This window comes from Tepidibacter sp. Z1-5 (genome assembly GCF_037844525.1).
In the GTDB taxonomy this organism is placed as follows: domain Bacteria; phylum Bacillota; class Clostridia; order Peptostreptococcales; family Peptostreptococcaceae; genus Tepidibacter_A.
On sequence record NZ_JBBMMD010000047.1, the window covers coordinates 81,832 to 107,263 of the forward strand.

Here is a 25,432-nt window from a genome sequence, read left to right on the forward strand (position 1 = left end):
GGAGATTTTTTATGAAGTGGAGAGAAGGTCAAATAAAAGTAATGCAGTATAAAGGGGGTACACTTGCTGTACCGTCTGTTCCAGGTGCTGGAAAAACTACGGTTATAACATCAAAGACAGCTGAACTTATAGATCAGGGATTGAATAAAGATGGGAAGATTCTTATAGTTACATTTACAAATAGTGCTGTATCAAACTTCAAAACAAAGTTAAAAAGCATACTAGAAGAAAAAGGACTTGATAGCAATAAGGGGTGGGAATGCAAGACTCTTCATTCGCTTGCAAATTCTATAATAAGAGAAAGTCCAAAGGATGCAGGTTTTGATGATGATTTTGAAGTCATAGATGATATTGAGGCTAATGATATAATTAGAAAACATTCATTTGAATTTTACAAAACGTACAAACATATATATTCTAGATATTTAAATATAAAAAATAATAGTTCTCAGGAGTATATACAAAAAATCGAAAAAAGATGGAATGATAAATTTGTATCTGTAGCTAAAAATATAATAAGTTATTTAAAATCAAAAGGAATAACTTATAATGAAGCACAGAATATCTTAAGAAATAATCCTAAAATGGATGATCTTCTTAAGATAATAGTAAATATATATATATTGTATGAAAAAGATCTTGTGAAAAAAGGAAAATTAGATTACGACGATATAATAATAAGAGCTTTGAAACTATTGGAAAATAAAGAAGATATATTAAATAAATTCCAACAAAGATATACATATATATTTGAAGATGAGGCACAGGATTCATCTCCTGCCCAAGAAAAAATACTCGCTTTATTATCTGAAAATCACAAGAATTTAGTTAGGGTTGGAGATCCTAATCAAGCTATAATGTCAACTTTTACAAATTCTGATCATAGGCTTTTTAGAAAGTTTTGTGAAAGAGAAGATGTAGATAAAGTAGTTATACCAGTATCTAGTAGAAATACAAAAAATATATTGAATCTTGCAAACTACTTAGTAAAATGGAGTAATGAAGGTGGCATGGAGTTGAATAAAGATGAAGTTTTGGTTAATCAGTATATAAAGCCAGTTGATGAGGATGATCCATTTCAAAACCCTGTTATAGATGATATAGGTATATACACTAGAATTTGTCAAAATGAAGATATTGAGATGCAGGATGTAGTTTGCAATATAAAAAATATTGTAAAGAAATATCCAAATAAGACAATAGCATTGCTTCTTAGATATAATTATAAGATAGATAGATATATTAATTTGTTTGAAAAAGAAGATATACCGTATCAAGTTATAGATAAATATAGAGGAGAGGCAGCTCTTGTAATTGAGAAAATAGGAAAGATAGTAAGTTTTATAGCAAATCCTGATAAACCTAATTTATTTAAAGTTATAGATATGGTACATGGAGAGCTTAGCGAACTTCAAAAAAGTGAATTTAATAAATATAATATAGAGGATATATTCTTTCCGATGGGAACTAAAACTATCCAAAAATTAGAGATAGGTGAAGAGTTAAATGAATTACTCAATAATCTTAGAAATTTATTTGAATACTCAATACAAAAAATAGATAAGTTCTTAGTTCAAATAGGAGAGGAATTTAAATTCAACTTGCAAGAACTTGCAATATTAGATTATATCTCTAGTATATGCAATAAAATGTTTTTTGAAAATAATAATTTTACATTAGAACATTTAGCTTATGAGCTTTTAAAGAATAAAAATGCATTTAATTATTTTGCATCTATGGTATTTGAAGAACAAGGATATGAGCCTCAAAAGGGAAGTGTTACTATAACTACTTGTCACAAAGCCAAAGGACTTGAATGGGATTTGGTAATTATACCTCATATGACAATATCTGATTATCCTGGCAAATTCAACGATAAGTTTATAGGAGAGCTATATTATTTAAAACAAGAGTATAAAAATATAGAGACTTTATATAAATCTGAGATAGATTATTTAATAGAAAATAAAGAGATTCAAAACATCACAAGAAAGATGAAGGGAGAAATACTATCTGAAACATTAAAACTTGTATATGTAGCTTTTACTAGAGCTAAGGAGAGGTTATATGTATACACAAATGGTAAAGAATCGAATCATTCTATATACTTTAAGGTAACACAAGAATTTGTAGAAGGGAGCAAGTAATTATGAGTGATTTGAAAAATATACAATTTAGTCAATCTAGTATAGATACTTACGATACATGCAAACTTAAATTTAAGAAAATATATATTGATAATATAAAGTGGAGTAGGGATAACCAAAATTTTGGTAGTGAATTTCATCTATTGGCACAGAGGTACTATATAGGAATAGATGAAGAATTAGAGCCAGGAAGAGAAGATTATATGCTTTTCAATAATCTAAAAAAGTTCTTAAAAAGAGAGAAAAATATGTATCCTGAGTATAATATAAAATATAAAGACGAAGAAATTACATTAATAGCAAAAGTAGATCTTATAAAAATAGAAAAAGAAAAAATAATTATATACGATTGGAAAACTAACAAAAGTAAGTTTGATAGATCTAAGATGGAAAAATCGTATCAAACTAAAATATACTTGCATAATGTAGCTGAAAAATTCGATGTAAATCCTAATGATATAAGCCTTATATATTATAATCCAAGATTTGATAATTATATAAAAATAGGTTATAGCGATACTGATCATAAATACAATAAAACAGAGCTTAAAGAAAAAATAGTTAGAATAATAAATGAAAAAAACTTTGATCAAAGAATAGGTAAACACTGCTCGTTCTGCCAATTTAATTCTATTTGTAATCAACAGTTTATAAGTGTAGATTGCCTTTAAGAATATCTATAAAATTTTTTATTGTTCTAGTTTTTATATTTATATATTAATGTGTCGTATACACCTTCTTTAAATTTATAGTACCTAGAAATGGAATTTCTGATGGACTGGTATTTAAATCTTTTGTATCATAAAATTCTTCTTTAAATACTTATTTTATAATGAATATATATTATAATTATAATATATATTTAATATATAGTGTTAATGAGTTATGAAAAATTGTATACAAATAAATATATAAAAGGATGATATATTATGAAAAAATTTAAGTATGCCTTGTCGTTTTTTAAAAGAATAGGGCTTGTATCTGATTTTTTAAAGGATGGCTGTGTTTCTAAGTTGAAAAAATTAAAGGTTATTATGATGTTGTTATTTGGGTTTTTGTATTTTATATCGCCACTAGATTTAATTCCAGAGGTTATATTAGGGCTTGGTATTATTGATGATGGAGTGGTAATTCTTTATTTGCTTACAGAAATAAACAAGGAATTAGACGAATATGAATTAAAGTCAAAAAATATTAAGTGCAGATACCATAGTGAATATGGAAATGTTATAGATAATATAGAGTACGATATAGAAGATAAAAGCTAAAAATATTCTTAGCTTTTATTTTTTTATGAGCCATGCGTTAGCATGAAGCGAATTTTGTATATGTTGAAAAACAGAGACTTATAAAGGATAATACTTTGAACTTATGGATAACATTAATAAGTGAACAAAATTAATGATTCAAAGAATAAACACGAATATTTTAAAATGCAAATCTAAAAACATTCACATTGCAGCGGAAGTATGATATAATTTTATAGAATAAACAAACGGGAGTGATAAAAGTGTATAAAATTACGGACGTTCTTATAAGTGAGGAAGAAATATCAAAAAAAGTTTATGAGCTTGCTAAAATTATAGAAAATGAATATAAAGGCGAGGAAGTAGTATTCGTTGGAATATTAAAAGGCGCTTGTGTATTTGTATCGGATATTATAAGAAAGATAAATTTAGATATAGAATTAGACTTTATGGCTGTGTCAAGCTATGGAATGTCTACTCAAAGTTCAGGTGTTGTAAGAATATTAAAGGACTTAGATAGTGATATAGAAGGTAAAAATGTAATTATAGTCGAGGATATAATAGATACTGGGCTTACTCTTAGCTATTTACGTGAAAATTTAATGGCTAGAAATCCAAAATCATTAAAAATATGTACTCTACTTGATAAACCTGAAAGAAGAAAGTGTGATATACCAGTTGATTATGCAGGGTTTAAAATACCTGATAAGTTTATCGTGGGATATGGAATAGATTGTGGAGAGAAATTCAGAAACTTACCTTATATAGGTATTGTTGAAAAAGAAGATTAATAACTAAATTTTATGTGACTAATTCAAAAATATATTATTCTAAAAAAAGGCAAACACTTGATTACCATTTGTTATATGGAATTTAGTTTTTGTTTTTTTTTATAGATTTTTTTTATAGTTAAAATTTACATATTAATAAATTTTATATTTACTGGTTTTTATTACAAAATAATGTACTATATTAAGGAACGTGTTCACAAAACTTATTTTGGAGGAGATAATATGGCGGATTATACAAAAATGTGGCAAGAATTAGATGTTGATATTGAAAAGCACGATGGACTTTGCGAAGTTCTTCCGATGTTTTATGAAGATATATATCTTTCTCAAGAGAATAGACCAGAAAATATGAATTATTATAATTTTGTGATATCTGAAGTTCATGGACTTAGAATAAAAGAACTTCAAGACTCAAAGAAGGAAGATAAAAAGGTTGTGGGATCTTTTTGTGTATTTGTTCCAGATGAGATAACATTAGCTTTAAATTGTGTACCTGTAGGTATATGTTCTGGATCTCAATTTTGGGTTCCTGACGGTGAAAAAATCCTGCCAAGAAATACATGTCCTCTTATTAAAGCTTCAATTGGTGCTAAGTTGAGTAGAACATGTCCGTATTTTCAATCATGTGATATGGTAGTTGGAGAAACTACATGCGATGGAAAGAAGAAGGCGTGGGAAATACTAGGGGATTATATGGATGTACATGTTATGGACTTGCCACAGATGAAAAGAGAAAAAGATAAGCTTCATTGGATAGATGAAATGAATATATATAAAGATGTTTTAGAACAAAAAACTGGAAATAAACTTAGCTTTGAAAATTTAAAAGAGAAAATAGAGCTTGTAAATAAAAAGAGAAAAGTTTTAAAAAGATTATATGATCTTAGAAAATGTGATCCAGTTCCTATAAGTGGAAAAGATGCACTTTTAGTATCTCAAATTGCTTTTTATGATGATATAGATAGATTTATAGAACAAACTAATAATTTATGTGATGAGTTAGAAGAGAGAGTAAAAAAAGGTGAAGGTGTATTTGATAAGAATACTCCAAGAATTATGATTACAGGAACTCCTATGTCGATTCCGAATTGGAAGATACACCATATAGTAGAGACAAGTGATGCTGTTGTAGTTTGTGAAGAGACTTGCACTGGAACTAGATATTTTGAAAATCAAGTTATTGAAAATGCAGAGAGTATGGATGAACAATTTGAAAATTTAGCTAGTAGATATCTTGGAATAAACTGTGCGTGTTTTACACCTAATAAAGGAAGGGTAGAGGATGTATTGAAATATGTAGATGAATATAAAGTTGATGCAGTTGTATATAATTCACTACAATTTTGTTCTACATATTCAATTGAATATAAAAATATAGAAAGAGCGTTAAAAGAAAAAGGAATACCTGTTATCATGATAGAAAGTGATTATAGTGAAGAAGACACAGGTCAAATAAAAACAAGAGTGGAAGCTTTAGTTGAAATGGTTAAAGAAAAGAAAGGTGTTACAGCTTGATAAAGTATTATATTCTATTTGATTCTTATAATGATGGATTTTGCTTTGAAAAAGTTTTAAAAAAAGACAAAATAAAATACACAATAGTACCAACTCCTAGAATTATAAGCAAATGCTGTGGAATGTCTATAATGTTGAAAGAAGAAGTATTATCTTGTGTATATAATTTGGTGTATAAAAATAAATTAAAAAATGAAGGTTTGTACAGGGTAAATAAAGAAGTAAATACATGTGAAAAATTATGGTAATTTAAGGAGTGCATTAGATTGTATACAATAGGAATAGATATAGGTTCAGTTGCCACTAAACTAGTGCTTATGAAAGATAAAAAGGTTGTTGAATACAGAGTATGTCCAAGTGGATGGAGTCCTAAGGAAACTTGTGAGAGTTTAGTTGATGATATACTCTGCAATAATAATTTGGATAGAAGAAATATCAAAAGTATTATTGCAACGGGTTATGGAAGGGTTGCACTAGATTTTGTTGATAAGAAAATAACGGAAATTACATGCCATGCTAAGGGTGCTAAATTTTTAAACGAAAAAACTAGCGCAATAATAGATATAGGAGGGCAAGATAGCAAAGCTATTGAATTAGATGATGAAGGAAGGGTTTTGAATTTCATAATGAACGATAAATGTGCAGCGGGTACTGGTAGATTTTTAGAGGTCATATGTACTGCAATGGATATAGATATAAAGGATTTATCTGATATGGCTTATAATGGTACTCCTGTTAAAATAAATAGTATGTGTACTGTATTTGCTGAATCTGAAATTATAAGTTTGAAATCTAAGGGAGCTAAAAAAGAAGATATAGCAGCTGGCCTTATTCATTCTATAGTAGATAAAGTGACTTCTCTTACCTCAAAAATTAACTTGAATGAAGAAGTGTTTTTTTCAGGTGGATTATGTACTAATGAATACCTAAAAGATGCACTTCAAGCTAGATTAAATAAAAAAATAAATACTGATAATCGAGCTCAATTCACAGGTGCAATTGGAGCCGCTCTTTTAGGGTAATGTAGTAAGGATAAGATTTAATCTTGTCCTTATTTTGTTTTTCGGGTATTATTTTAAAGTATAATAAGTAGATAGTTAATTGAGGAGGAGTTTTGATTGATAGATAAAAAAGTAGTAGTAATTGGTGGAGGAGCAGCTGGAATGATTGCAGCGGCTATTGCTGGTGACAGAGGTTTAGACGTTACTTTAATTGAAAAAAATAGAGTTATGGGAAAGAAGCTTTTGATAACGGGAAAAGGAAGATGCAATATAACGAATGACTGTGATGTAGAAGAGTTGATTGAGAATGTTACTGTAAATGGAAAGTTTTTATATAGTGCTTTTTATACTTTTACTAATATGGATGTTATAGATTTATTTAATAAATTAGGTGTTAAAACTAAGGTGGAGAGAGGGAATAGAGTATTTCCTGTTTCAGATAAATCTTCTGATGTAGTTGAAGCTCTTAAAAAGTATATGAAACAAAACAATGTAAAGGTTTTAAAAGGAGAAGTTGATAAAGTAGAATCAAATGACGGATGTATAAAAAACATAGTATTAAAAGATGGAAAAAGCATAATGTGTGACAGTGTAATTGTTGCAACTGGAGGAGCATCTTATCCTCAAACAGGGTCAACTGGAGATGGATATAAATTTGCAAGACAAAACGGGCATAATATAAATAAAATAAAGCCATCTTTAGTTCCACTTGAGACTAAGGAAAAGTGGGTAAAAAATTTACAAGGACTAACGCTTAGAAATATATCTATAAAAGTTCTAAATAAAAATAACAAAAAAGTATATGAAGATTTTGGAGAACTTAATTTTAATAGTTATGGAATCTCAGGTCCTGTTGTATTGTCTGCTAGTTGTTATATAAAAGATATAGATAAGAATGATTATAAAGTTATAATAGATTTAAAACCAGCTTTATCTGATGAAAAGCTTGATAACAGAATACAAAGAGATTTCGATAAGTACTCAATCAAAAATTTTGAAGAAGCTTTAAAAGATTTACTTCCTCAAAAGATGATACCTACGATAATAGAATTGACAGAGATTGATCCTAAAAAGATAGTAAATCAAATATCAAAAGAAGAACGTAAAAAATTAATTGACACTTTAAAAAATATGACTTTGAATATAAAAAATTACAGATCTATAAAGGATGCTATAGTTACATCTGGAGGAGTAAAGGTAAATGAAATTAATCCAAGTACTATGGAATCTAAATTAATTAAAGGCTTGTACTTTGCAGGTGAAGTTATTGATGTAGATGCTTATACAGGAGGATTTAATCTTCAAATAGCTTTTTCTACAGGATATCTTGCTGGTATTAATTGTTAAAAAAACATATAATAAAGTAAAGCTATATTTTGAATGTAGAGATAAGCAAAGGGGTGATTATATGAAAGCAGAGATATTATGCGTTGGGACGGAAATACTTTTAGGGGATATAGTTAATACTAATGCACAATTTTTAGCTAAAGAACTAGCTGATTTAGGTATTTGTGTTTATTATCAAACTGTTGTAGGTGATAACCCAGATAGATTAAAAGAGGCTCTTAAAATAGCTTTTTCAAGAGCAAACTTGGTTATTACAACGGGAGGATTAGGACCTACTAAGGATGATTTAACAAAAGAAGTATGTGCTGAATTTTTTAATCAAAAGCTTGAATTAAATGAAGAGTCTATGGATTATATAAAAGAGTATTTTAAATTTCAAAATAAGGAAATGGTTAAATCGAATGAGAAACAGGCTTGTTTCCCTAATGATAGTATTATATTAAAAAATGATTGTGGAACAGCACCAGGTTGTATAATGAAGGATGACGAGAATACAGTTATATTACTTCCTGGACCTCCAAGAGAAATGACTCATATGTTTAAAAACTATGTAAAGCCGTATCTTCAAAAGTATCAAAAGGATATAATAGAGTCTAAAACATTAAGAATATGTGGTATAGGAGAAAGTAGTGTAGAGGAGAAAATACAGGATTTAATTGAAGGTCAGACTAATCCAACAATAGCACCTTATGCAAAGTATGGAGAGGTAACTCTTAGAATTACAGCTAGGGCTTCATCTGAGGAAGAAGCTCAAAGCTTGATTGAGCCATTAAAAAATGAGATTTATTCAAGGTTATCTCCATTTGTTTATGGAGAAGATGATACCTGTCTTGAATTTGAAGTTGCCAAGATGATTATAAATAAAAATCTAACAATAGCTACTGCAGAATCTTGTACAGGAGGACTTATAGCATCCAAGCTTATAAACTATCCTGGAATATCTTCTGTGTTTAATGAGGGTATGGTTACTTACACAAATGAGGCAAAGATGAAAAGGCTTGGAGTTAAAGAAAAAACACTTGAAAAATATGGAGCTGTAAGCGAGCAAACTGCTATTGAAATGGCTATCGGAGTAGCAAAAAACACAGAATCTAATATAGGTATTTCTGTAACAGGAATAGCAGGACCAAGCGGTGGGAGTGATCAAAAACCTGTTGGACTTGTATATATAGGAATTTGTATAAATGGAGTTACAAAAGTTAAACAATTGAATTTAAAAGGAGATAGAAATAGAATACGAAATATAACTGCTATTACAGCTTTAAATTTCTTGAGATTAGAGTGCTTGAATATATAGAATTGTATACACCATAAAAAGCAAGGTTTTACAAAAACTACTATACATGAAATTTTAAATTCTTCACAAAATAGTAACAAGCAACAAATAAAAAAATAAAGTGAGGGATTTAATATGACTAACAACAATAATAATAACAAAGCAGTTCCAGCAGCTAAGGCAGCATTAAATCAAATGAAACTTGAGACTGCTAATGAATTAGGAATATCTAATTATGAAAATATGGATAAGGGAAATCTAACAGCTAGACAAAATGGTTATGTAGGTGGAACAATGACTAAAAAATTAGTTGAGATGGCTCAACAACAAATGAGTGGTGGACAAACTAAATAGTAAGTTTAATAAATAAAAGCGAAGAATTAATTCTTCGCTTTTATTTTTATTATAATATACAATCTTCTAGCTGGTCTAAATTCTTTATAAGTATAGTGTTTTTATCAAATTCTATTAAATTTTCTTCTCTCATTTTTATGAGTTCTCTAGATAAAGATGGTCTAGTTACAGCAAATTGTTCTGACATTTCTTGTCTTGAATAAGGTATCTTTATCAATAGTTTTTTTTGTTTTGTATATTCATCTAAAAGATAGCTTGAAACTTTTTCTCTTATAGTTTGATAAGATAGTGTTTTTACTTTTTTGTTTAACATAAGGATTTTGTTTGATAAAAGTGACATAAAGTTATTTAATATATCAGGATTTATTGTACAAATTTTCAAAATATCTTCTTTTGATATGAACATAACTTCTGTAGAATTTATTGATACTAAGGTTGCTGGGTATGTGCTTTTTTGAGAAAAAACTATAACTTCTCCGAATATATCTCCTGATGATAAAGTTGAAATTGTAAGGGTTTTACCAGATGGATAAATTTTTTGGATTTCTATATTACCAGATATTAAAATACCTATACTATTTAAAGAATCTCCTTCTATGGCTATTAACTCATTTTTATTAAATGATTTTATTTTGTAGTTGATATTAGAAAGTATATCATTTAAATTGTTATCTACTATATTTTTGAACAATACACTTGATTTTAAAATATTTTCTAAATCTAACATAATAGTCTCCTTAAAAATCTTTAGAAAAAGACTTTTTTACTAAATAGTAATATAAATAAATTTAAAAATCAATACAGAATATTTTTATTCATTTTAGTAAATAATAGAATTAAAATGATTTAAGGAGTGATTTATAATGGAACAGAATGTGAATTTTGAAGCTATTAAGGAGCAATTTAAGAATGGTTCATTAGATGAACAAATAAGAATATACACAACTACATCTGGTCTTACAGTTGAACAGTTTAAAGAGTTACTTAAATATTTTCCTATACAACATCTAGATAAATTGGAAAAAGCTATGGCTTAAAATGAAAAAAACTATATATTATTTATGCGGGGGTTTAATATTTTTTCTTATACTCTTAACCAGTATTGAATTTTATTCTTTAAATTCTTTTTTTTACTTTAGTCAATATGATAAAAATAATGTTTATCAAAATATTACATATTCAAAAGAAGATGTAAAAAATATAACTTATAATTTGATAGATTATCTAAAGTATGATGTGGATTTAGACTATAAACATGTTTTTTCAGAAAAAGAAAAAAGACATATGAAGGATGTAAAGTATATATTTCAAAAAGGAATATGGATAAAAAAATTATCCATAATAATTATTTGTATAATAATTTATACAAATAGAAAAGATATGAATAATATGCTAAAGTGCTTTACCAAAAGCATTCTAACAATATGTGTTATATTTACACTATTGTGCTCTATAATATCTTTAAATTATTATAATTATTTTACTGTGTTTCATAAAATATTTTTTAATAACGATGATTGGTTATTAAGTCCAAAAGAGAGTATAATAATAAATTTATTACCACTTGAATTTTTTAAAAGCATAAGTATATATATTTTTATTACTACTATGATTGTAAGTTGTATCGTTATTTTTATTAACTTCTTTTTAATTAAAAGAAAAAAGCTAGAGTTAGAACTCTAGCTTTTTTCTATTTAAAATCAAATAATTGGAATTATATAAATATTTAAATACACAGGATCAGACAAGACAAAAATAGAGATATGTTGAAAGTATAAAAAATTTTATAAATGGAGAGAATAAAATAAAAAACAAGAGGTGATTTTATGCTCAGTAATTTTGTGGGACTTATATATAAGGAATTGATAAAAGGAAAAATAAAAGACTTAAAGAAATTAAATCAATACAATATTAAGAAAAAAGAAGATTTTAATATTATAAAAAGGATAGACAATTTTCTTGCTAGAATAGCTAAGTATCTATTGAATATATTTATATTTTTAATTATGGTCAAAATAAATATATATATTAGTACTGTTTTTTTGATAGGGTTTTTATTTTACAAAAAAATTATAAATGATAATATAAAGGAAAATATGAAAAATAGAACGTTCTCCTTAAAAAAGCTATTTGATGAAGTTATAAAAGAAAATTCAAAATTAAAAATAAAAACAATTATGGTTATGTTTATACTTATGCAATTTTCAAATTATACAAAACTTTACATGGGCATAATCGTGGTTCTTTTAGTATTTACTATGAAGGATATATATAGTAACATAAAAAATATAAACGAAAATACTTTTCAAGAGAGACTGTCTAAATAGTTTTAGATCAAGTGGAATTTGCTTGAAGTGGGGGACGATATTATGGAAAATGATAGAGATAGAGTTTATAATATATTAGAAATATCCAAATTAGTTACGGGGTCTATGAACTTTTTTGAAATAAAAGATGAAATTGTATCTAAAATGTTAAATGTAATACATCCTAGAAAAGCTTGCATAAACTTGTTTTATAAAAATAATTATAAATACTCATATTTAGTGTGTTCCGCTACTTTAGATTATATACCTGAATTGTTTTTAAATAAAAATGAAGATAAGATTAAAATAGATTTTAATAAATATCCTAAATACATCCATGAAGCTGTATTTGAAAAAAAAATAGTTTGGGTAAAAAATATATTTGAAGATGATAGAGCTATAATGGAAAGAGATGTGGCCACAAAAGAAGGATATATGGGAAGAATAGTATTTCCTCTTATAGCTAATAACAATGTGATAGGGTTTATAACTTGTTATATAACTGAAGATGATGATATGACACAAGAAGATATAAATTTTATATCTTCTGTTTCTTCGTTAATAAGTCTTTCAATAGAAATAACAAAAGAAAACTATAAGATAGATACTTTAATAAAAAAATTAAGAGGAGCTATAAAATATATAAGCAAGGCAACTCAGGAATTATATAAAAACAAATCAATAGATAACTTTCTTTCTTTAGTTAGTAGGCAAATGTGTAAGCTTACATTTAGTGAAAGTTCAATAGTAATACTTAATGATAATAACAATAAAACACAGTCATTTAACCAATACGGCAATGACAATATAAATATACACAAGGCGTTAGCTTGTGTTATAAAAGATGATATAGACGATAATGGAAAATATTACAATCCTAAGAATTTGAAAAAACATATAGATGATGATAATATAAAGTCCTTAATATATTATAAATTAAAGGTTGAAAATGAAACTATAGGATATATAGCTGCTGTAAACAGCAAAAAATACACTGATGATGATATTAAAATACTTAGTATATTTTCATCTCAAATAGTACTTGCTATTGAAATATACAATGATTCTAAAAAAATATTTGAGCATGAATTAATGGAAAAAGAGCTTGAAATTGTGTCAAAGCAGCAAAAACTTATAATGAGTGATACTAAAATTAAATTCTCTGATTCAAAAGAAATAGTATTTTTTCATGAGCCATCAAAACATATAGGTGGGGACTTTTGTGAAATAATAAAAATAGATGAAAATAAGGTATGTATATTTATAGCGGATGTTATGGGTCATGGCATAATGTCTAACTATTTTGTAGCTATGATAAAAGGGGTACTTCAGACTTTAGTATATGAAAAAGAATCTGCTAAAAGCATACTGACGAAGATGAACAGAATATTATATGATGATTTTGATAAGGTAGATGTATTTGCTACCGCTAGGATTGGTATATTTGATTCTAAAACTGGAAAAGCAGTAATATCAAATGCTGGACATCATCATTCTATAGGAATTAAAAAAGACAAAGATATAATTGTAGATGATCTTGATTTTGATAAGGGTATGCCAATAGGTGTATTAAAAGATATGGTATATAATGAACATGAATACAATATAAACGAGTATGAACTTGTATGCATATACACTGATGGTATAATAGAAGCATCTAATCAATATGGAGAAGAATTTGGGTTAGATAGATTGAAGGAATTAATAAAAAGTAATTATGATGATTCTACTTCAAATATATATGATAAACTTAGAAAAGAACTAAAAAGTTTTACAGGAAAAGATAGGTTAGAAGATGATTTGCTTATTTTATTTGTAAGAAAATTATAATATTTTTAACTTTCAAAGAATAAAGTAGATTAACAAATGGGGGGATATGAGTGAAGTTTTTAGTTATAAATGCAAGTCCGAGAAAAGGGAAAAACTGTCATATTATAGAGGATTATGTAGGTGATATACTTTATGATAATGATATGGATTATGAAGTGATAAATATATGGGATATGGATATAGAATATTGTAATGCATGCGGGTACTGTGATAAGACTGGGGTTTGTCACAAAACCGATGATATGAGCCACATGTATAAAAAGTTTGATGAATCCGATGGAACTATATTGATATCTCCTGTTTATTTTGATAGTGTTCCTGCAAAGCTTAAAAGCTTAATAGATAGAACTCAATCTTTTTTTGCAAGTAAATATATATTAAAAAGACCATCTATAGATAGAAATAAAAAAAGGCTTGGCATGTTCATACATGTAGGAGGAAGTAATCCTTATGAAACTCAATTTATGGGAGGACAAATAACAGTAGATTTTTTATTTAAAAGTATAAATACAAAATTGATTCATAATTATTATATATCTAATACTGATGATATTTTTGTAAAAAACAACGATTTATATAAGGAAGATATAAAAAATTTAATTATAGATTTAAATAATAAGGGCTAGTTATTAACTAGCCCTTATTTAAGGAAAGGGGAAGAAATATGCTTAGATATTTAACGAGTGGAGAATCTCATGGACAATCTTTAATTACAATAATAGAAGGTATTCCTTCTAATCTAAATATAGATGTGGACAATATTAATAAAGAATTGTCGAGAAGGCAACAGGGATATGGCAGAGGAGATAGAATGAAAATAGAAAAGGATAAAATCAATATTTTATCTGGGATGAGAGGGAATGTTACTATAGGAAGTCCTATAGCTATTGAAATAAAAAATAAGGATTATGAAAACTGGAAAGAGTATATGAATCCAGTTGAAGAAATAGATAAAGAGACAAGGATGGTTTCAAAAGTAAGACCTGGTCATGCTGATATGGTCGGAAGTTTAAAATATGATTTCAAAGATGTAAGAAATGTTTTGGAAAGGGCAAGTGCTAGAGAAACAGCAGCAAGAGTTGCAGTTGGAGGCCTTTGTAAGGAATTTTTATCAAAATTCGATATAGATTTTACATCTCATGTAATACAAATAGGAAATCACAAATTAGATAAATCTTTTGAATTTGATTACATAAAAAAAGAATCTGAATTATCACAGGTGAGATGCGTAGATAAAGAATATGAAGAACTATTCATAGATGAAATAAAAAAAGCAAAAGAAGAGGGCGATAGTTTAGGTGGAATATTTGAGGTTAGGATAAAAAATGTTGTTCCAGGGCTTGGGTCTTATGTTCATTATGATAAAAAACTTGATTCTCAGTTAAGTGCTCATATTATGTCCATACAAGCGATAAAAGGAGTAGAGTTTGGACTTGGATTTGAAATGGCAAGCTTAAAAGGATCTGATATTCATGATGAGATATATTATTCAAAAGAAAGAGGGATTTATAGAAAAACTAATAGATTAGGAGGTATAGAAGGTGGAATGAGTACCGGTGAGGAAATAGTAATAAGGGGTGTAATGAAGCCGATACCTACTTTATATAAGCCACTTAATAGTATAGATATAAATACTCTTGAAAACTATAAGGCATCAATAGAAAGATCAGATAATTGTGCCTTACCTGCTGCCTGTGTTGTTGCTGAAAATGTATGTGCATTCGTTATTGCGAAGTTTTTTATAGAAAAATTTGGACAAGACAATATGAAGGATATTATTAAAAGCTATCAAAACTATTTAGAAAGGTTGTCTGATAGAGGATGGAAAATGGATACAAAGTCTATATAAAAAAAGATTTTAGTGAAATAGGTATAAAAAAAGACTATGACAAAGTGTTAATTATAACGGATGAAAATGTAAAAAAATTGTATATGGATGATTTTATACGAAATTTAAATTTTAAAAATATTATACAATATATTATAAAGTCGGGAGAAAACTCTAAAAGTCTTGAAGTATATGAAGATATATTTAAATTTTGTATAGAAAATGAAGTTAGCAGAAAATCATTGATTATAGCATTTGGTGGGGGCGTTGTAGGTGATTTAAGTGGATTTATAGCATCTACTTATATGAGGGGAATAGACCTTATCCACTGTCCTACAACATTATTATCTCAGGTTGATAGCTCGATTGGAGGTAAGACTGGAATAAATTTGGGAAATTACAAAAATATTATAGGTAGTTTTTATAGACCTGAATTTATACATATAAATATTAATACACTTAAAACATTAAATCATAATGAATTTCTAAGTGGACTTTCAGAAGTTATTAAGTATGCTCTTATATGTGATTACGAATTCTTGGATTATCTTTTAAAGAACAAAAATAAGATATTAAATTTAGATGAGGAATGTTTGATATATATAGTAAAAAAATGTTCGAATATAAAAATTGATATTGTTAAGAAAGATGAAAAAGAGTCTGGAATTAGAAAAACATTAAACTTAGGACATACATTTGGTCATGGTATAGAAAAGCTAGGTAATTTTAGCCATGGTTTTGCTGTTGCAATCGGAACTCACATGGCATTTAGATTATCCTACAAAAAAGGATATATAAATAAATCTTATTATGAAAAAGTATTGAGCATTTATAAAGCCTACGACATACCTATAAGCTTTGATGGTATAAATTCTAGGGATATATTAAACATAATGAAAAAAGATAAGAAAAATAGTTTTTCAAAAATAAATTTAGTTCTGCCAACTGGCCATTCGGCTATTGAGATAGTAGACAATATAGATGAAGATGAGATACTTTGTGTAATACAGGAGGTTGGAAATGAGTTTTAGTAGTGTTAAATTAATAGGAGAAGTTAATATTCCAGGAGATAAGTCTATATCACATAGAGCTATAATGTTATCTTCTATATCTACTGGAAAAAATACAGTTAAAAATTTTTTGAGTGGAGAAGATTGTCTAAGTACTATATCATGTTTTCGAAAAATGGGGATAAAAGCAGAAATGTGTAGAAATAATGAAGTTACAATACAAGGTACAGGACTTAGAGGACTTGCAAAACCAATTGGAAATTTAAACGTAGGAAATTCGGGAACTACGATAAGGCTTATTATGGGTATATTATCTGGTCAAAATTTCGAATCGACTTTAATAGGGGATGACTCTATAGCTAAAAGGCCTATGAAAAGAGTGACAGATCCATTAAGGCTTATGGGAGCTAAGATATCTGGGAATGAAGATGGTAATTTTACACCTATAACTATAGACGGAGGAAACTTAAGTGGAATAGATTATAAAATGCCTATAGCTTCTGCTCAAGTTAAGTCGTCTATAATACTTGCGTCTTTATATGCAAACTCTCCTACTAAGATAATAGAAAAGAACAAAAGTCGAAATCATACTGAGATTATGTTAAAGTCTTTTGGAGCAGATATAGATGTAAGCGGCAACGAGATTTATGTAAAGCCTGTTCAAAATTTATATTCTCAAGATATATATGTTCCAGGTGATATTTCATCTGCTGCATTTTTTATGGCTGGGGCTAGTATGTTGAAGGGATCTGAGGTTTTAATAAAGAATGTAGGTCTTAATGAAACGAGAACTGGAATTTTAGATGCATTAAAAGATATGGGTGGTAATTATGAAGTATTAAATAAAAAATACGTTTGTGGAGAATTAATGGGAGATATACTAGTTAGACATTCTAATTTGAATTCTACTGTAATAGATTCAAAGTTAATACCAAGGATTATAGATGAAATACCTATAATAGCTGTTATGGCAACTCAGGCAGAAGGAACAACTATTATAAAAGATGCAAAGGAACTTAAGGTTAAAGAGTCGAATAGAATAAGTAGTGTTGTTTCTAATCTTAAGAAAATGGGAGCAGATATTGAAGAATTAGAGGATGGTATGATTATAAAAGGGCCGACAAAGTTAAAGGGTTGTAGTATACAGAGCTTTTCTGATCATAGAATAGCCATGGCATTTTCGATAGCTTCATTGGTGGCATCTGGAAACACAAATATAGATAATACAAGCTGTGTAGAAATATCTTTTCCTGGTTTTTACGAAATATTAAAAGAAATAATTTACTAAAAATTTGATTTTTAACACTAAAAAAAGTATAATATTCCTTGAAAAATAAATTAGGAGGTTAGTTAAATGAAATTACCTATAGCATTATCAAATAAACATATACACTTAGGACAAAAAGATATCGACGTATTATTCGGAGAAGGAACTGAGTTAACTCACTTTAAAGATCTTTCTCAACCAGGACAATTTGCATGTGAAGAAAAAGTAGACATAATAGGACCAAAGGGAGCAATAAAAGGAGTTAGAGTATTAGGACCTGCAAGACCAGAAACTCAAATTGAAATATCTTTAAGCGATGGATTTAAATTAGGAGTGAAAGCACCTATAAAGGATTCAGGAGATGTTGAAGGAACTCCAGGAGTAAAAATAGTAGGACCAAAAGGTGAAGTAGAACTTCAAAGAGGAGTTATAGTAGCTTCAAGACATATACATATGCATACTGATGATGCTGAAAAATTCAATGTAACAGATAAGCAAAAAGTTAAGATAAGAACTTTTGGAGATAGAGCAGTAGTATTTGAAAATGTATTAGTAAGAGTAAGTCCAAAGTTTGCTCTTGAAATGCACGTTGATGTAGAAGAAGGAAATGCAGCTGGAGTTAGAAACGGAGATTTAGTAGAATTAATTAATGAATAAAAAATATATATTTAAGAATAATAGAAAGGTAGCCTTATTAGAGGTTGCCTTTCTGTTGTTTTATAAGCTTAAAAAATATTTAACCAACATAATAGACGAGTATAATTACACATAAAATGAAAAAATTTAAATTTCAAATATATTTAAATTTAAATTATACCCATAAAAAGTTTGAAATTACTGAAAAATTAGAAAAAATAAATTTTGATAACAAAATTATACTATATTTACTTGATTTTAATAAAAATATGCACTATTATGTAATTAAAGAAATTAAATCTTATAAAAATACAGAAAGCTTAATCATGTTATTTTGATTTATTTTTTTAAATCGCAGAATGATTGACAGTATGTATATTGTATACTATACTCAAGGTGAGAAATTTAAAAAATGAGGAGGATTCACTATCATGACAAAGCAAATGAAAACTATGGATGGTAATACTGCTGCTGCATATGTATCATATGCATTTACTGATGTTGCAGCTATTTACCCAATTACACCATCATCTCCTATGGCAGAGCATGTTGATGAATGGTCAGCTAATGGAATGGAAAATATATTTGGTCAAAAGGTACAAGTTGTAGAACTTCAATCTGAAGGAGGAGCATCAGGTGCAGTTCATGGATCATTAGCAGCTGGAGCTTTAACTACAACATTTACAGCTTCTCAAGGACTTCTTTTAATGATACCAAATATGTATAAAATAGCAGGAGAACTTCTTCCAGGAGTATTCCATGTAAGTGCTCGTGCAATAGCAAGTCATGCGCTTTCTATATTTGGAGATCACTCAGATGTAATGGCAGCAAGACAAACTGGATTTGCTTTCTTAGCATCAGGTTCAGTTCAAGAAGTTGTAGATCTTGGAGGAGTTGCTCACTTAGCATCTATCAAGTCAAGAGTACCATTTGTACATTTCTTTGATGGATTCAGAACTTCTCACGAAATTCAAAAAGTTGAACTTATAGATCATGCAGATTTTGCAAGACTTGTAGATAAAGATGCTGTTAAAGAATTCAGAAATAGAGCTTTAAATCCAGAGCATCCTGTAACTAGAGGTACAGCACAAAACCCAGATATCTTCTTCCAAGCAAGAGAAGCATCTAATACATATTATGAAAAAGTACCTGGAATCGTTGCTGAATACATGAAGGAAATAAGCAAAATAACTGGTAGAGAATATAAGCCATTTAACTACTATGGAGCTGAAGATGCAGAAAACGTAATCATAGCTATGGGTTCTGTAACAGACGCAATAGAAGAAACTATAGATTACTTAGCAACTAAAGGTGAAAAAGTAGGATTAATAAAAGTTCGTCTATACAGACCGTTCTCACCTGAGTACTTCTTCGATGTTCTTCCAAAGACAGTTAAGAGAATAGCTGTACTTGATAGAACAAAAGAGCCAGGAGCATTAGGAGAACCTTTATATCAAGATGTTCGTACTTTATTCTACGGAAAAGAAAATGCACCTATAATAGTTGGTGGACGTTATGGACTTGGTTCAAAAGATACTACACCTTCTCAAATTAAGGCTGTATATGACAACTTAAAGAAAGAAGAAATCAAAAACAACTTTACTTTAGGAATTATAGATGATGTAACTAATACATCTTTAGAAGTAACAGAAGAAATAAACACAGCTCCAGAAGGAACTATAAGATGTAAGTTCTGGGGACTTGGTTCAGACGGTACTGTTGGAGCTAACAAGAGTGCTATAAAAATCATAGGAGATAAAACTGATCTTTATGCTCAAGGATACTTCTCATATGACTCTAAAAAGTCTGGTGGTATAACTATTTCTCACTTAAGATTTGGTAAACAACCTATAAAATCTACTTACTTAATAAATGAGGCAGACTTTATAGCATGCCACAACCAATCTTATGTAGAGCAATATGATTTATTAAAAGGACTTAAAAAAGGCGGATCTTTCGTTCTTAACTGTAAGTGGGGAATGGAAGAGCTTGATGAAAAATTACCAGCTTCAATGAAGAAATATATAGCTGATAATGGAATTAACTTCTATACAATAAATGCTACTGATATAGCATCTGAAATAGGACTTGGAAACAGAATAAACATGATAATGCAATCTGCATTCTTTAAATTAGCTAAAGTTATCGAATTAGACAAAGCTGTTGAATACTTAAAAGAGTCTATAGTTAAGTCTTATGGTAAAAAAGGTGAAAAAGTAATAAACATGAACTATGCAGCTGTAGATAAGGGATTAGAGGCTCTTGTTAAAGTTGAAGTTCCTGCTTCTTGGGCAACTGCTGTACAATCAGAAGTTGCAATAGGTGAATCTAAAGAAGTTCCAGAATTTGTAGAAAAAATATTAAATCCAATAAACAGACAAGAGGGAGATTCTCTTCCAGTAAGTACTTTTGTTGGTAGAGAAGATGGAACATTTGAAAATGGATCTGCTGCATATGAAAAACGTGGAATAGCTGTTAATGTACCTGAGTGGCAAATGGATAGCTGTATTCAATGTAATCAATGTTCATTTGTATGTCCTCACGCTGCAATAAGACCAGTTTTATTAACTGAAGAAGAAGTTAATAATGCACCAGAAGGATTCAAAACTAAGAAAGCTGTAGGTAAGGGTCTTGAAGGTCTTCAGTATAGAATGCAAGTAACTGCTTTAGATTGTACAGGTTGTGGAAACTGTGCTGATATTTGTCCATCTAAGCAAAAATCATTAATAATGAAGCCTCTTGAAACACAAACAGAAGTAGAAGTTCCAAACTGGGATTACGCTATGACTGTATCACCAAAAGAAGATTTAGTAACTTCAAACAACGTTAAAGGAAGCCAATTCAAGCAACCACTTCTTGAGTTCTCAGGAGCTTGTGCAGGTTGTGGAGAAACTCCTTACGCTAAGGTTGTAACTCAATTATTTGGAGATAGAATGATAATAGCTAATGCAACAGGTTGTTCATCAATCTGGGGAGGATCAGCTCCAACTACTCCATACTGTACAAATCATGAAGGTAAAGGACCAGCTTGGGCTAACTCATTATTTGAAGACAATGCTGAGTTTGGATTTGGTATGTCAGTAGCGGTTAAGCAAATGACAAATAAATTAACTGATTCAGTGAATAAAATACTAGAACTTGACATAGCTGATGAATACAAAGCAGTATTTACTGAGTGGTTAAACACTAAGAATGATGGAGAACTTTCTAAAGTATCAAGTGCTAAAGTTCTTGAATTATTAAAATCAAACAATATAACAGATGAAAAAGCTAAAGCATTATTAGCTGAAATAGAAGATAAGAAAGATTACCTAATCAAGAAGTCTATGTGGATCGTCGGTGGAGACGGTTGGTCTTATGACATTGGTTATGGTGGACTTGATCATGTATTAGCTTCAGGAGAAAATGTAAATGTTCTTGTATTCGATACAGAGATTTACTCAAATACTGGAGGACAATCTTCAAAAGCTACTCCAACAGGAGCAGTTGCTAAATTCGCAGCTTCTGGTAAGAAAGTTAAGAAGAAGGATCTTGGTATGATCGCTGCAACTTACGGATATGTATACGTAGCTCAAGTTGCTATGGGAGCAGACAAGAACCAATTCATGAAAGCTTTAATAGAAGCTGAGAAGTATGATGGACCATCTCTAATCATAGCTTATGCTCCATGTATAAGCCACGGTATTAAAGAAGGAATGGGACGTAGTCAAGCTAATACTAAGCAAGCAGTTGAATCTGGATACTGGCATTTATACAGATACAACCCAACATTAAAAGAAGAAGGAAAAAATCCATTTACATTAGATTCTAAAGAGCCAACAGCAAGCTTTAGAGACTTTATACTTGGACAAGTAAGATATACATCTTTACAAAAAGCTTTCCCTGAAATAGCTGACGAGTTATTTGCTAAAGCTGAAAAAGATTCTAAAGATAGATATGAAACTTACAAAAAAATGGCTGAACAAGCTTAATAAATAATAAAAAAGGAGAAGCGAAAGCTTCTCTTTTTTTATGGAAAAAATCATATTTTGGAAATGATTTTTGTTAGAACCTGTATATAATGCTTCTATTTTGTGTACCTGTAACATGCTTTGGAAGTTTAGGGGTTATACTTTGAGCTAATGAATTTATAAGATTTAAATAAGAAAAGTATTGTAAATTAAAAAAATATGATATAATGCTTTTAATGCAAATGTAAACGTTTTCCATATGGGTGAGTGGACGGAATTTGATTTTACAAAAAGGTATTGAAATAATAAATGAGGGGGAAAGGATAATATGAAACCAATTATTGGGATAACAACATTTTTGGAAAGTAAGTCTAAAGAAACATATGAATCAGTTAATTATAATTATATAAAGTCTGTTTATTTAGCTGGAGGAATACCTGTGTTGATTCCAATAGTAGAAGATGAAGAAATAGTAAATAATTATTTAAAATCAATAGATGGACTTATACTTTCAGGGGGAGAAGATGTATCACCATTAATGTATGGCGAAAATCCTACGCAAAAAGTCCAATTGATATGTGCGCAAAGAGATAAATTTGAAAAAGAACTTTTTTTAGAAGCTCTTAAATTAAACATACCAGTATTGGGGATTTGTAGAGGACTACAAGTAATGAATGTTGCATTAGGAGGTACATTATATCAAGATATAAATACACAAATAGAAAATTCTTTAGGTCATTACCAAAAGGATACACCTTCAAATAACCTTTATCATGAAATAAAAATAGATAAAGAAAGTATACTTTTTGATATATTTGATGAAGAAAAGATAAGCATAAATTCCTTTCATCATCAGTCTATTAAAAAGATTGGAAATGGGCTCAAGGAAACTGCTTGGTCAATAGATGGAGTTGTTGAAGGAATCGAGCATATAAGTAAAAATTTTGCATTAGGTGTTCAATGGCATCCAGAGGATTTGGCGGTCAAATATCCAGATTTTTTAAATTTATTTAAAGCTCTAGTTCAAGCATGTACACCGTACTAAATTAGTATGAGAGTGTGATGATGGATTACTTACTTATAGATAAATTATAGCCTGTGATTTCACAGGCTTTTTTGTTTATAAAAGAAATGTGTGATTAAAGCAAAAATGGAACTCATTGAAATACCGCTACTTGAGTTAATATTTTAATAAAAAAGTAGCTAACATTTCAACGAGCTCCATTTTTAGTTTAGGTGTTTTTAGTTGGTAGGGATGTTACAAAAAGTATCATGAATAACTAAATTTTACTAAATAATACATGAATTTCATGTATAATATTTATGTAGAGAAATTTGAATTATATATATATATTATAGCTATATTGGGGTTTTCAAAGATGGAAGTATACTTAAAGAAAAGTGTATCAAAGTAAGTCAAAAGATTAATAGTATTAAAGGCTAATAATTATATTGTTTAGTAAATAATATTACTAGGAATAAATATAATTAAAACCTAGTCCACCAGAATAAAATGAACTATCACAAATATAAATTTGGAATATTCTAATTTCAACTACCCATTAGGCTAATAACATGAAGCTGGTTACATGTAATGAAATGTCTAGAATCAGAAGCTTAAATTTACTGTTAAATAGATTTAGTATGACAAATTAATTAATGAAGGGGGGATTGATTTAGTGAGAGTTTTGGTCATACATACACTCTCTCGCTAAAGATAAATAATGTTTAAAAAGATAATAGACGAAGAGATTGAATTAAAAATTTTAGAAGATAGACATACAGAAGAAGATTACTTATTAATTGATAAGAATAGAAATTATTTAAGACAATGGCTACCTTGGGTAGACAATACTACGAACAGTGAATACGTGAATAAATTTATTAAATCATGTCTTCAACAGTTTGCTAACAATGAAGGTTTTATAGCAGGTATATGGTATAAAGGTGATTTTGCAGGTGTCATTGGATATCATGAATTGAATTGGTCACATAAAAAAGTGAGTATTGGATATTGGTTAGGTTATGAATTTACTGGTCTTGGAATAATGACAAGAGCTTGTAAATCTATGGTTGATTATGCTTTTTCAGAGTTAGGTTTACATAGAGTTGAGATACGATGTGCAGAAGGTAATGTAAAAAGTAGGGCAATACCAGAACGATTAGGTTTTAAGAAGGAAGGAATATTAAGAGAAGCAGAATGGCTATATGACCATTATGTAAGTCATGTTGTTTATAGTATATTAGATATTGAATGGAATAAAACTAGGGAATTGGTATGATTTGAACATTATTTAAAGGTATTTATTTTTATAAATAATTATTAGTGGGAGGTTTGCTATGGTAATTAATATCATACATATAGTAGGTGCATCTGGTTCTGGCACAACAACACTTGGCAAGGCAATTGAAGATCGATATGGCTATAAGCACTTGGATGTTGATGACTATTATTGGTTACCAACCGAGCTTCCATTTACAGCTCCTAGAGAGCCAAATCAACGAGTGAAGCTATTAGAAGAAGATATAAAGAAATATAAGAAATGTGTAATAACAGGTTCATTGTGTGGATGGGGAGATTATTTTATTTCAAAATTTGATTTAATAATTCGTGTAGTTACACCTACGAAAATCCGTATAAAACGACTGAAACAAAGAGAACTTAAAAGGTTTGGGAATCGTATTCGACCTAATGGTGATATGTTTATTAAACATATGGAATTTATAAGATGGGCTGAAAATTATGATACAGGAGATACATCTATAAGAAGTAAACGATTACATGACGAGTGGTTAAAATCAATTTCATGTAAGAGAATTATAATTGATGGAACAATATCTACTGATATAGCACTTTGCGAAATCGAGAAGTTATTTGTCAAATGAGGGTAAGGTAGTTGTGCTATTACCTAATTTTAGATATGTAG

Annotated in this window: 24 protein-coding genes; 23 read left to right on the plus strand and 1 reads right to left on the minus strand. The window is 28.8% G+C overall.

Annotated features, from left to right (window positions below; all coding sequences use genetic code 11):
• Nucleotides 1-11 precede the first annotated feature (11 nt).
• From WJW32_RS11965 to WJW32_RS12010, 10 genes are all read left to right on the plus strand, one after another.
• Nucleotides 12-2,147: an ATP-dependent helicase gene (locus WJW32_RS11965; RefSeq protein ID WP_340258617.1), complete on the plus strand. Its 2,136-nt coding sequence runs from the start codon at nucleotides 12-14 to the stop codon at nucleotides 2,145-2,147.
• Nucleotides 2,148-2,149: 2 nt separating this feature from the next.
• The gene (locus tag WJW32_RS11970; RefSeq protein WP_340258619.1) at nucleotides 2,150-2,818 is read left to right on the plus strand and encodes a PD-(D/E)XK nuclease family protein; all 669 of its coding nucleotides are present in this window, start codon (nucleotides 2,150-2,152) and stop codon (nucleotides 2,816-2,818) included.
• A 258-nt stretch (nucleotides 2,819-3,076) separates the two neighbouring features.
• Nucleotides 3,077-3,415 carry a YkvA family protein gene (locus WJW32_RS11975; RefSeq protein WP_340258621.1) on the plus strand — a complete coding sequence of 113 codons (339 nt, stop codon included), beginning with the start codon at nucleotides 3,077-3,079 and terminating at the stop codon, nucleotides 3,413-3,415.
• Nucleotides 3,416-3,657: 242 nt separating this feature from the next.
• Nucleotides 3,658-4,185, plus strand: a complete 528-nt coding sequence (gene hpt, locus WJW32_RS11980; RefSeq protein ID WP_340258623.1) for a hypoxanthine phosphoribosyltransferase — start codon at nucleotides 3,658-3,660, stop codon at nucleotides 4,183-4,185.
• Nucleotides 4,186-4,407: 222 nt separating this feature from the next.
• Nucleotides 4,408-5,700 (plus strand): double-cubane-cluster-containing anaerobic reductase, encoded by a 1,293-nt coding sequence (locus tag WJW32_RS11985; RefSeq protein ID WP_340258625.1) that lies wholly within the window; start codon nucleotides 4,408-4,410, stop codon nucleotides 5,698-5,700.
• Entirely contained in the window at nucleotides 5,697-5,948 is a 252-nt protein-coding gene (locus WJW32_RS11990) for a DUF3343 domain-containing protein (protein WP_340258627.1), read from the plus strand. Before WJW32_RS11985 ends, WJW32_RS11990 begins: the two co-directional genes overlap by 4 nt.
• Nucleotides 5,949-5,966: 18 nt before the next feature.
• On the plus strand, nucleotides 5,967-6,722 hold the full coding sequence (locus WJW32_RS11995) for an acyl-CoA dehydratase activase (RefSeq protein WP_340258629.1): 756 nt from the start codon (nucleotides 5,967-5,969) through the stop codon (nucleotides 6,720-6,722).
• 96 nt (nucleotides 6,723-6,818) lie between these two features.
• Complete coding sequence (locus WJW32_RS12000; protein ID WP_340258631.1) at nucleotides 6,819-8,048, plus strand: BaiN/RdsA family NAD(P)/FAD-dependent oxidoreductase; 1,230 nt, start codon at nucleotides 6,819-6,821, stop codon at nucleotides 8,046-8,048.
• Nucleotides 8,049-8,109: 61 nt separating this feature from the next.
• Nucleotides 8,110-9,345 (plus strand): competence/damage-inducible protein A, encoded by a 1,236-nt coding sequence (locus tag WJW32_RS12005; protein WP_340258633.1) that lies wholly within the window; start codon nucleotides 8,110-8,112, stop codon nucleotides 9,343-9,345.
• A gap of 114 nt (nucleotides 9,346-9,459) precedes the next feature.
• Nucleotides 9,460-9,678, plus strand: coding sequence for a small, acid-soluble spore protein, alpha/beta type (locus tag WJW32_RS12010; protein WP_340258635.1), 219 nt, complete (start codon nucleotides 9,460-9,462; stop codon nucleotides 9,676-9,678).
• 49 nt (nucleotides 9,679-9,727) lie between these two features.
• Here the strand turns inward: WJW32_RS12010 and WJW32_RS12015 are convergent, their stop codons facing one another.
• The gene (locus WJW32_RS12015; RefSeq protein WP_340258637.1) at nucleotides 9,728-10,405 is read right to left on the minus strand and encodes a Crp/Fnr family transcriptional regulator; all 678 of its coding nucleotides are present in this window, start codon (nucleotides 10,403-10,405) and stop codon (nucleotides 9,728-9,730) included.
• 136 nt (nucleotides 10,406-10,541) lie between these two features.
• Here WJW32_RS12015 and WJW32_RS12020 point away from each other — a divergent pair, with 136 nt between their 5' ends.
• The 13 genes from WJW32_RS12020 (at nucleotide 10,542) to WJW32_RS12075 (ending at nucleotide 25,391) form a co-directional block, all read left to right on the plus strand.
• Nucleotides 10,542-10,715 (plus strand): hypothetical protein, encoded by a 174-nt coding sequence (locus tag WJW32_RS12020; RefSeq protein ID WP_099187882.1) that lies wholly within the window; start codon nucleotides 10,542-10,544, stop codon nucleotides 10,713-10,715.
• 1 nt (nucleotide 10,716) lies between these two features.
• Complete coding sequence (locus WJW32_RS14945; RefSeq protein WP_445330239.1) at nucleotides 10,717-11,361, plus strand: TIGR01906 family membrane protein; 645 nt, start codon at nucleotides 10,717-10,719, stop codon at nucleotides 11,359-11,361.
• Between the two features lie 143 nt (nucleotides 11,362-11,504).
• Nucleotides 11,505-12,005 (plus strand): hypothetical protein, encoded by a 501-nt coding sequence (locus tag WJW32_RS12025; RefSeq protein WP_340258641.1) that lies wholly within the window; start codon nucleotides 11,505-11,507, stop codon nucleotides 12,003-12,005.
• 42 nt (nucleotides 12,006-12,047) lie between these two features.
• The gene (locus WJW32_RS12030; RefSeq protein ID WP_340258643.1) at nucleotides 12,048-13,814 is read left to right on the plus strand and encodes a GAF domain-containing SpoIIE family protein phosphatase; all 1,767 of its coding nucleotides are present in this window, start codon (nucleotides 12,048-12,050) and stop codon (nucleotides 13,812-13,814) included.
• A gap of 50 nt (nucleotides 13,815-13,864) precedes the next feature.
• Complete coding sequence (locus WJW32_RS12035) at nucleotides 13,865-14,440, plus strand: flavodoxin family protein (protein ID WP_340258645.1); 576 nt, start codon at nucleotides 13,865-13,867, stop codon at nucleotides 14,438-14,440.
• Nucleotides 14,441-14,478: 38 nt separating this feature from the next.
• Nucleotides 14,479-15,663 (plus strand): chorismate synthase, encoded by a 1,185-nt coding sequence (gene aroC / locus WJW32_RS12040; protein ID WP_340258647.1) that lies wholly within the window; start codon nucleotides 14,479-14,481, stop codon nucleotides 15,661-15,663.
• Nucleotides 15,636-16,673: a 3-dehydroquinate synthase gene (gene aroB / locus WJW32_RS12045; RefSeq protein ID WP_340258649.1), complete on the plus strand. Its 1,038-nt coding sequence runs from the start codon at nucleotides 15,636-15,638 to the stop codon at nucleotides 16,671-16,673. Before aroC ends, aroB begins: the two co-directional genes overlap by 28 nt.
• Nucleotides 16,663-17,940: a 3-phosphoshikimate 1-carboxyvinyltransferase gene (gene aroA, locus WJW32_RS12050; protein WP_340258651.1), complete on the plus strand. Its 1,278-nt coding sequence runs from the start codon at nucleotides 16,663-16,665 to the stop codon at nucleotides 17,938-17,940. The genes aroB and aroA overlap by 11 nt, the downstream gene beginning before the upstream one ends.
• Before the next feature lie 66 nt (nucleotides 17,941-18,006).
• Nucleotides 18,007-18,576, plus strand: coding sequence for a phosphate propanoyltransferase (gene pduL, locus WJW32_RS12055; protein WP_340258653.1), 570 nt, complete (start codon nucleotides 18,007-18,009; stop codon nucleotides 18,574-18,576).
• A gap of 410 nt (nucleotides 18,577-18,986) precedes the next feature.
• Nucleotides 18,987-22,526: a pyruvate:ferredoxin (flavodoxin) oxidoreductase gene (nifJ, locus tag WJW32_RS12060; RefSeq protein ID WP_340258655.1), complete on the plus strand. Its 3,540-nt coding sequence runs from the start codon at nucleotides 18,987-18,989 to the stop codon at nucleotides 22,524-22,526.
• Between the two features lie 307 nt (nucleotides 22,527-22,833).
• On the plus strand, nucleotides 22,834-23,550 hold the full coding sequence (locus WJW32_RS12065; protein WP_340258657.1) for a gamma-glutamyl-gamma-aminobutyrate hydrolase family protein: 717 nt from the start codon (nucleotides 22,834-22,836) through the stop codon (nucleotides 23,548-23,550).
• A 679-nt stretch (nucleotides 23,551-24,229) separates the two neighbouring features.
• Nucleotides 24,230-24,787 carry a GNAT family N-acetyltransferase gene (locus WJW32_RS12070; protein WP_340258659.1) on the plus strand — a complete coding sequence of 186 codons (558 nt, stop codon included), beginning with the start codon at nucleotides 24,230-24,232 and terminating at the stop codon, nucleotides 24,785-24,787.
• 58 nt (nucleotides 24,788-24,845) lie between these two features.
• Nucleotides 24,846-25,391, plus strand: coding sequence for a hypothetical protein (locus WJW32_RS12075; RefSeq protein ID WP_340258661.1), 546 nt, complete (start codon nucleotides 24,846-24,848; stop codon nucleotides 25,389-25,391).
• The last annotated feature ends 41 nt before the right edge of the window (nucleotides 25,392-25,432 follow it).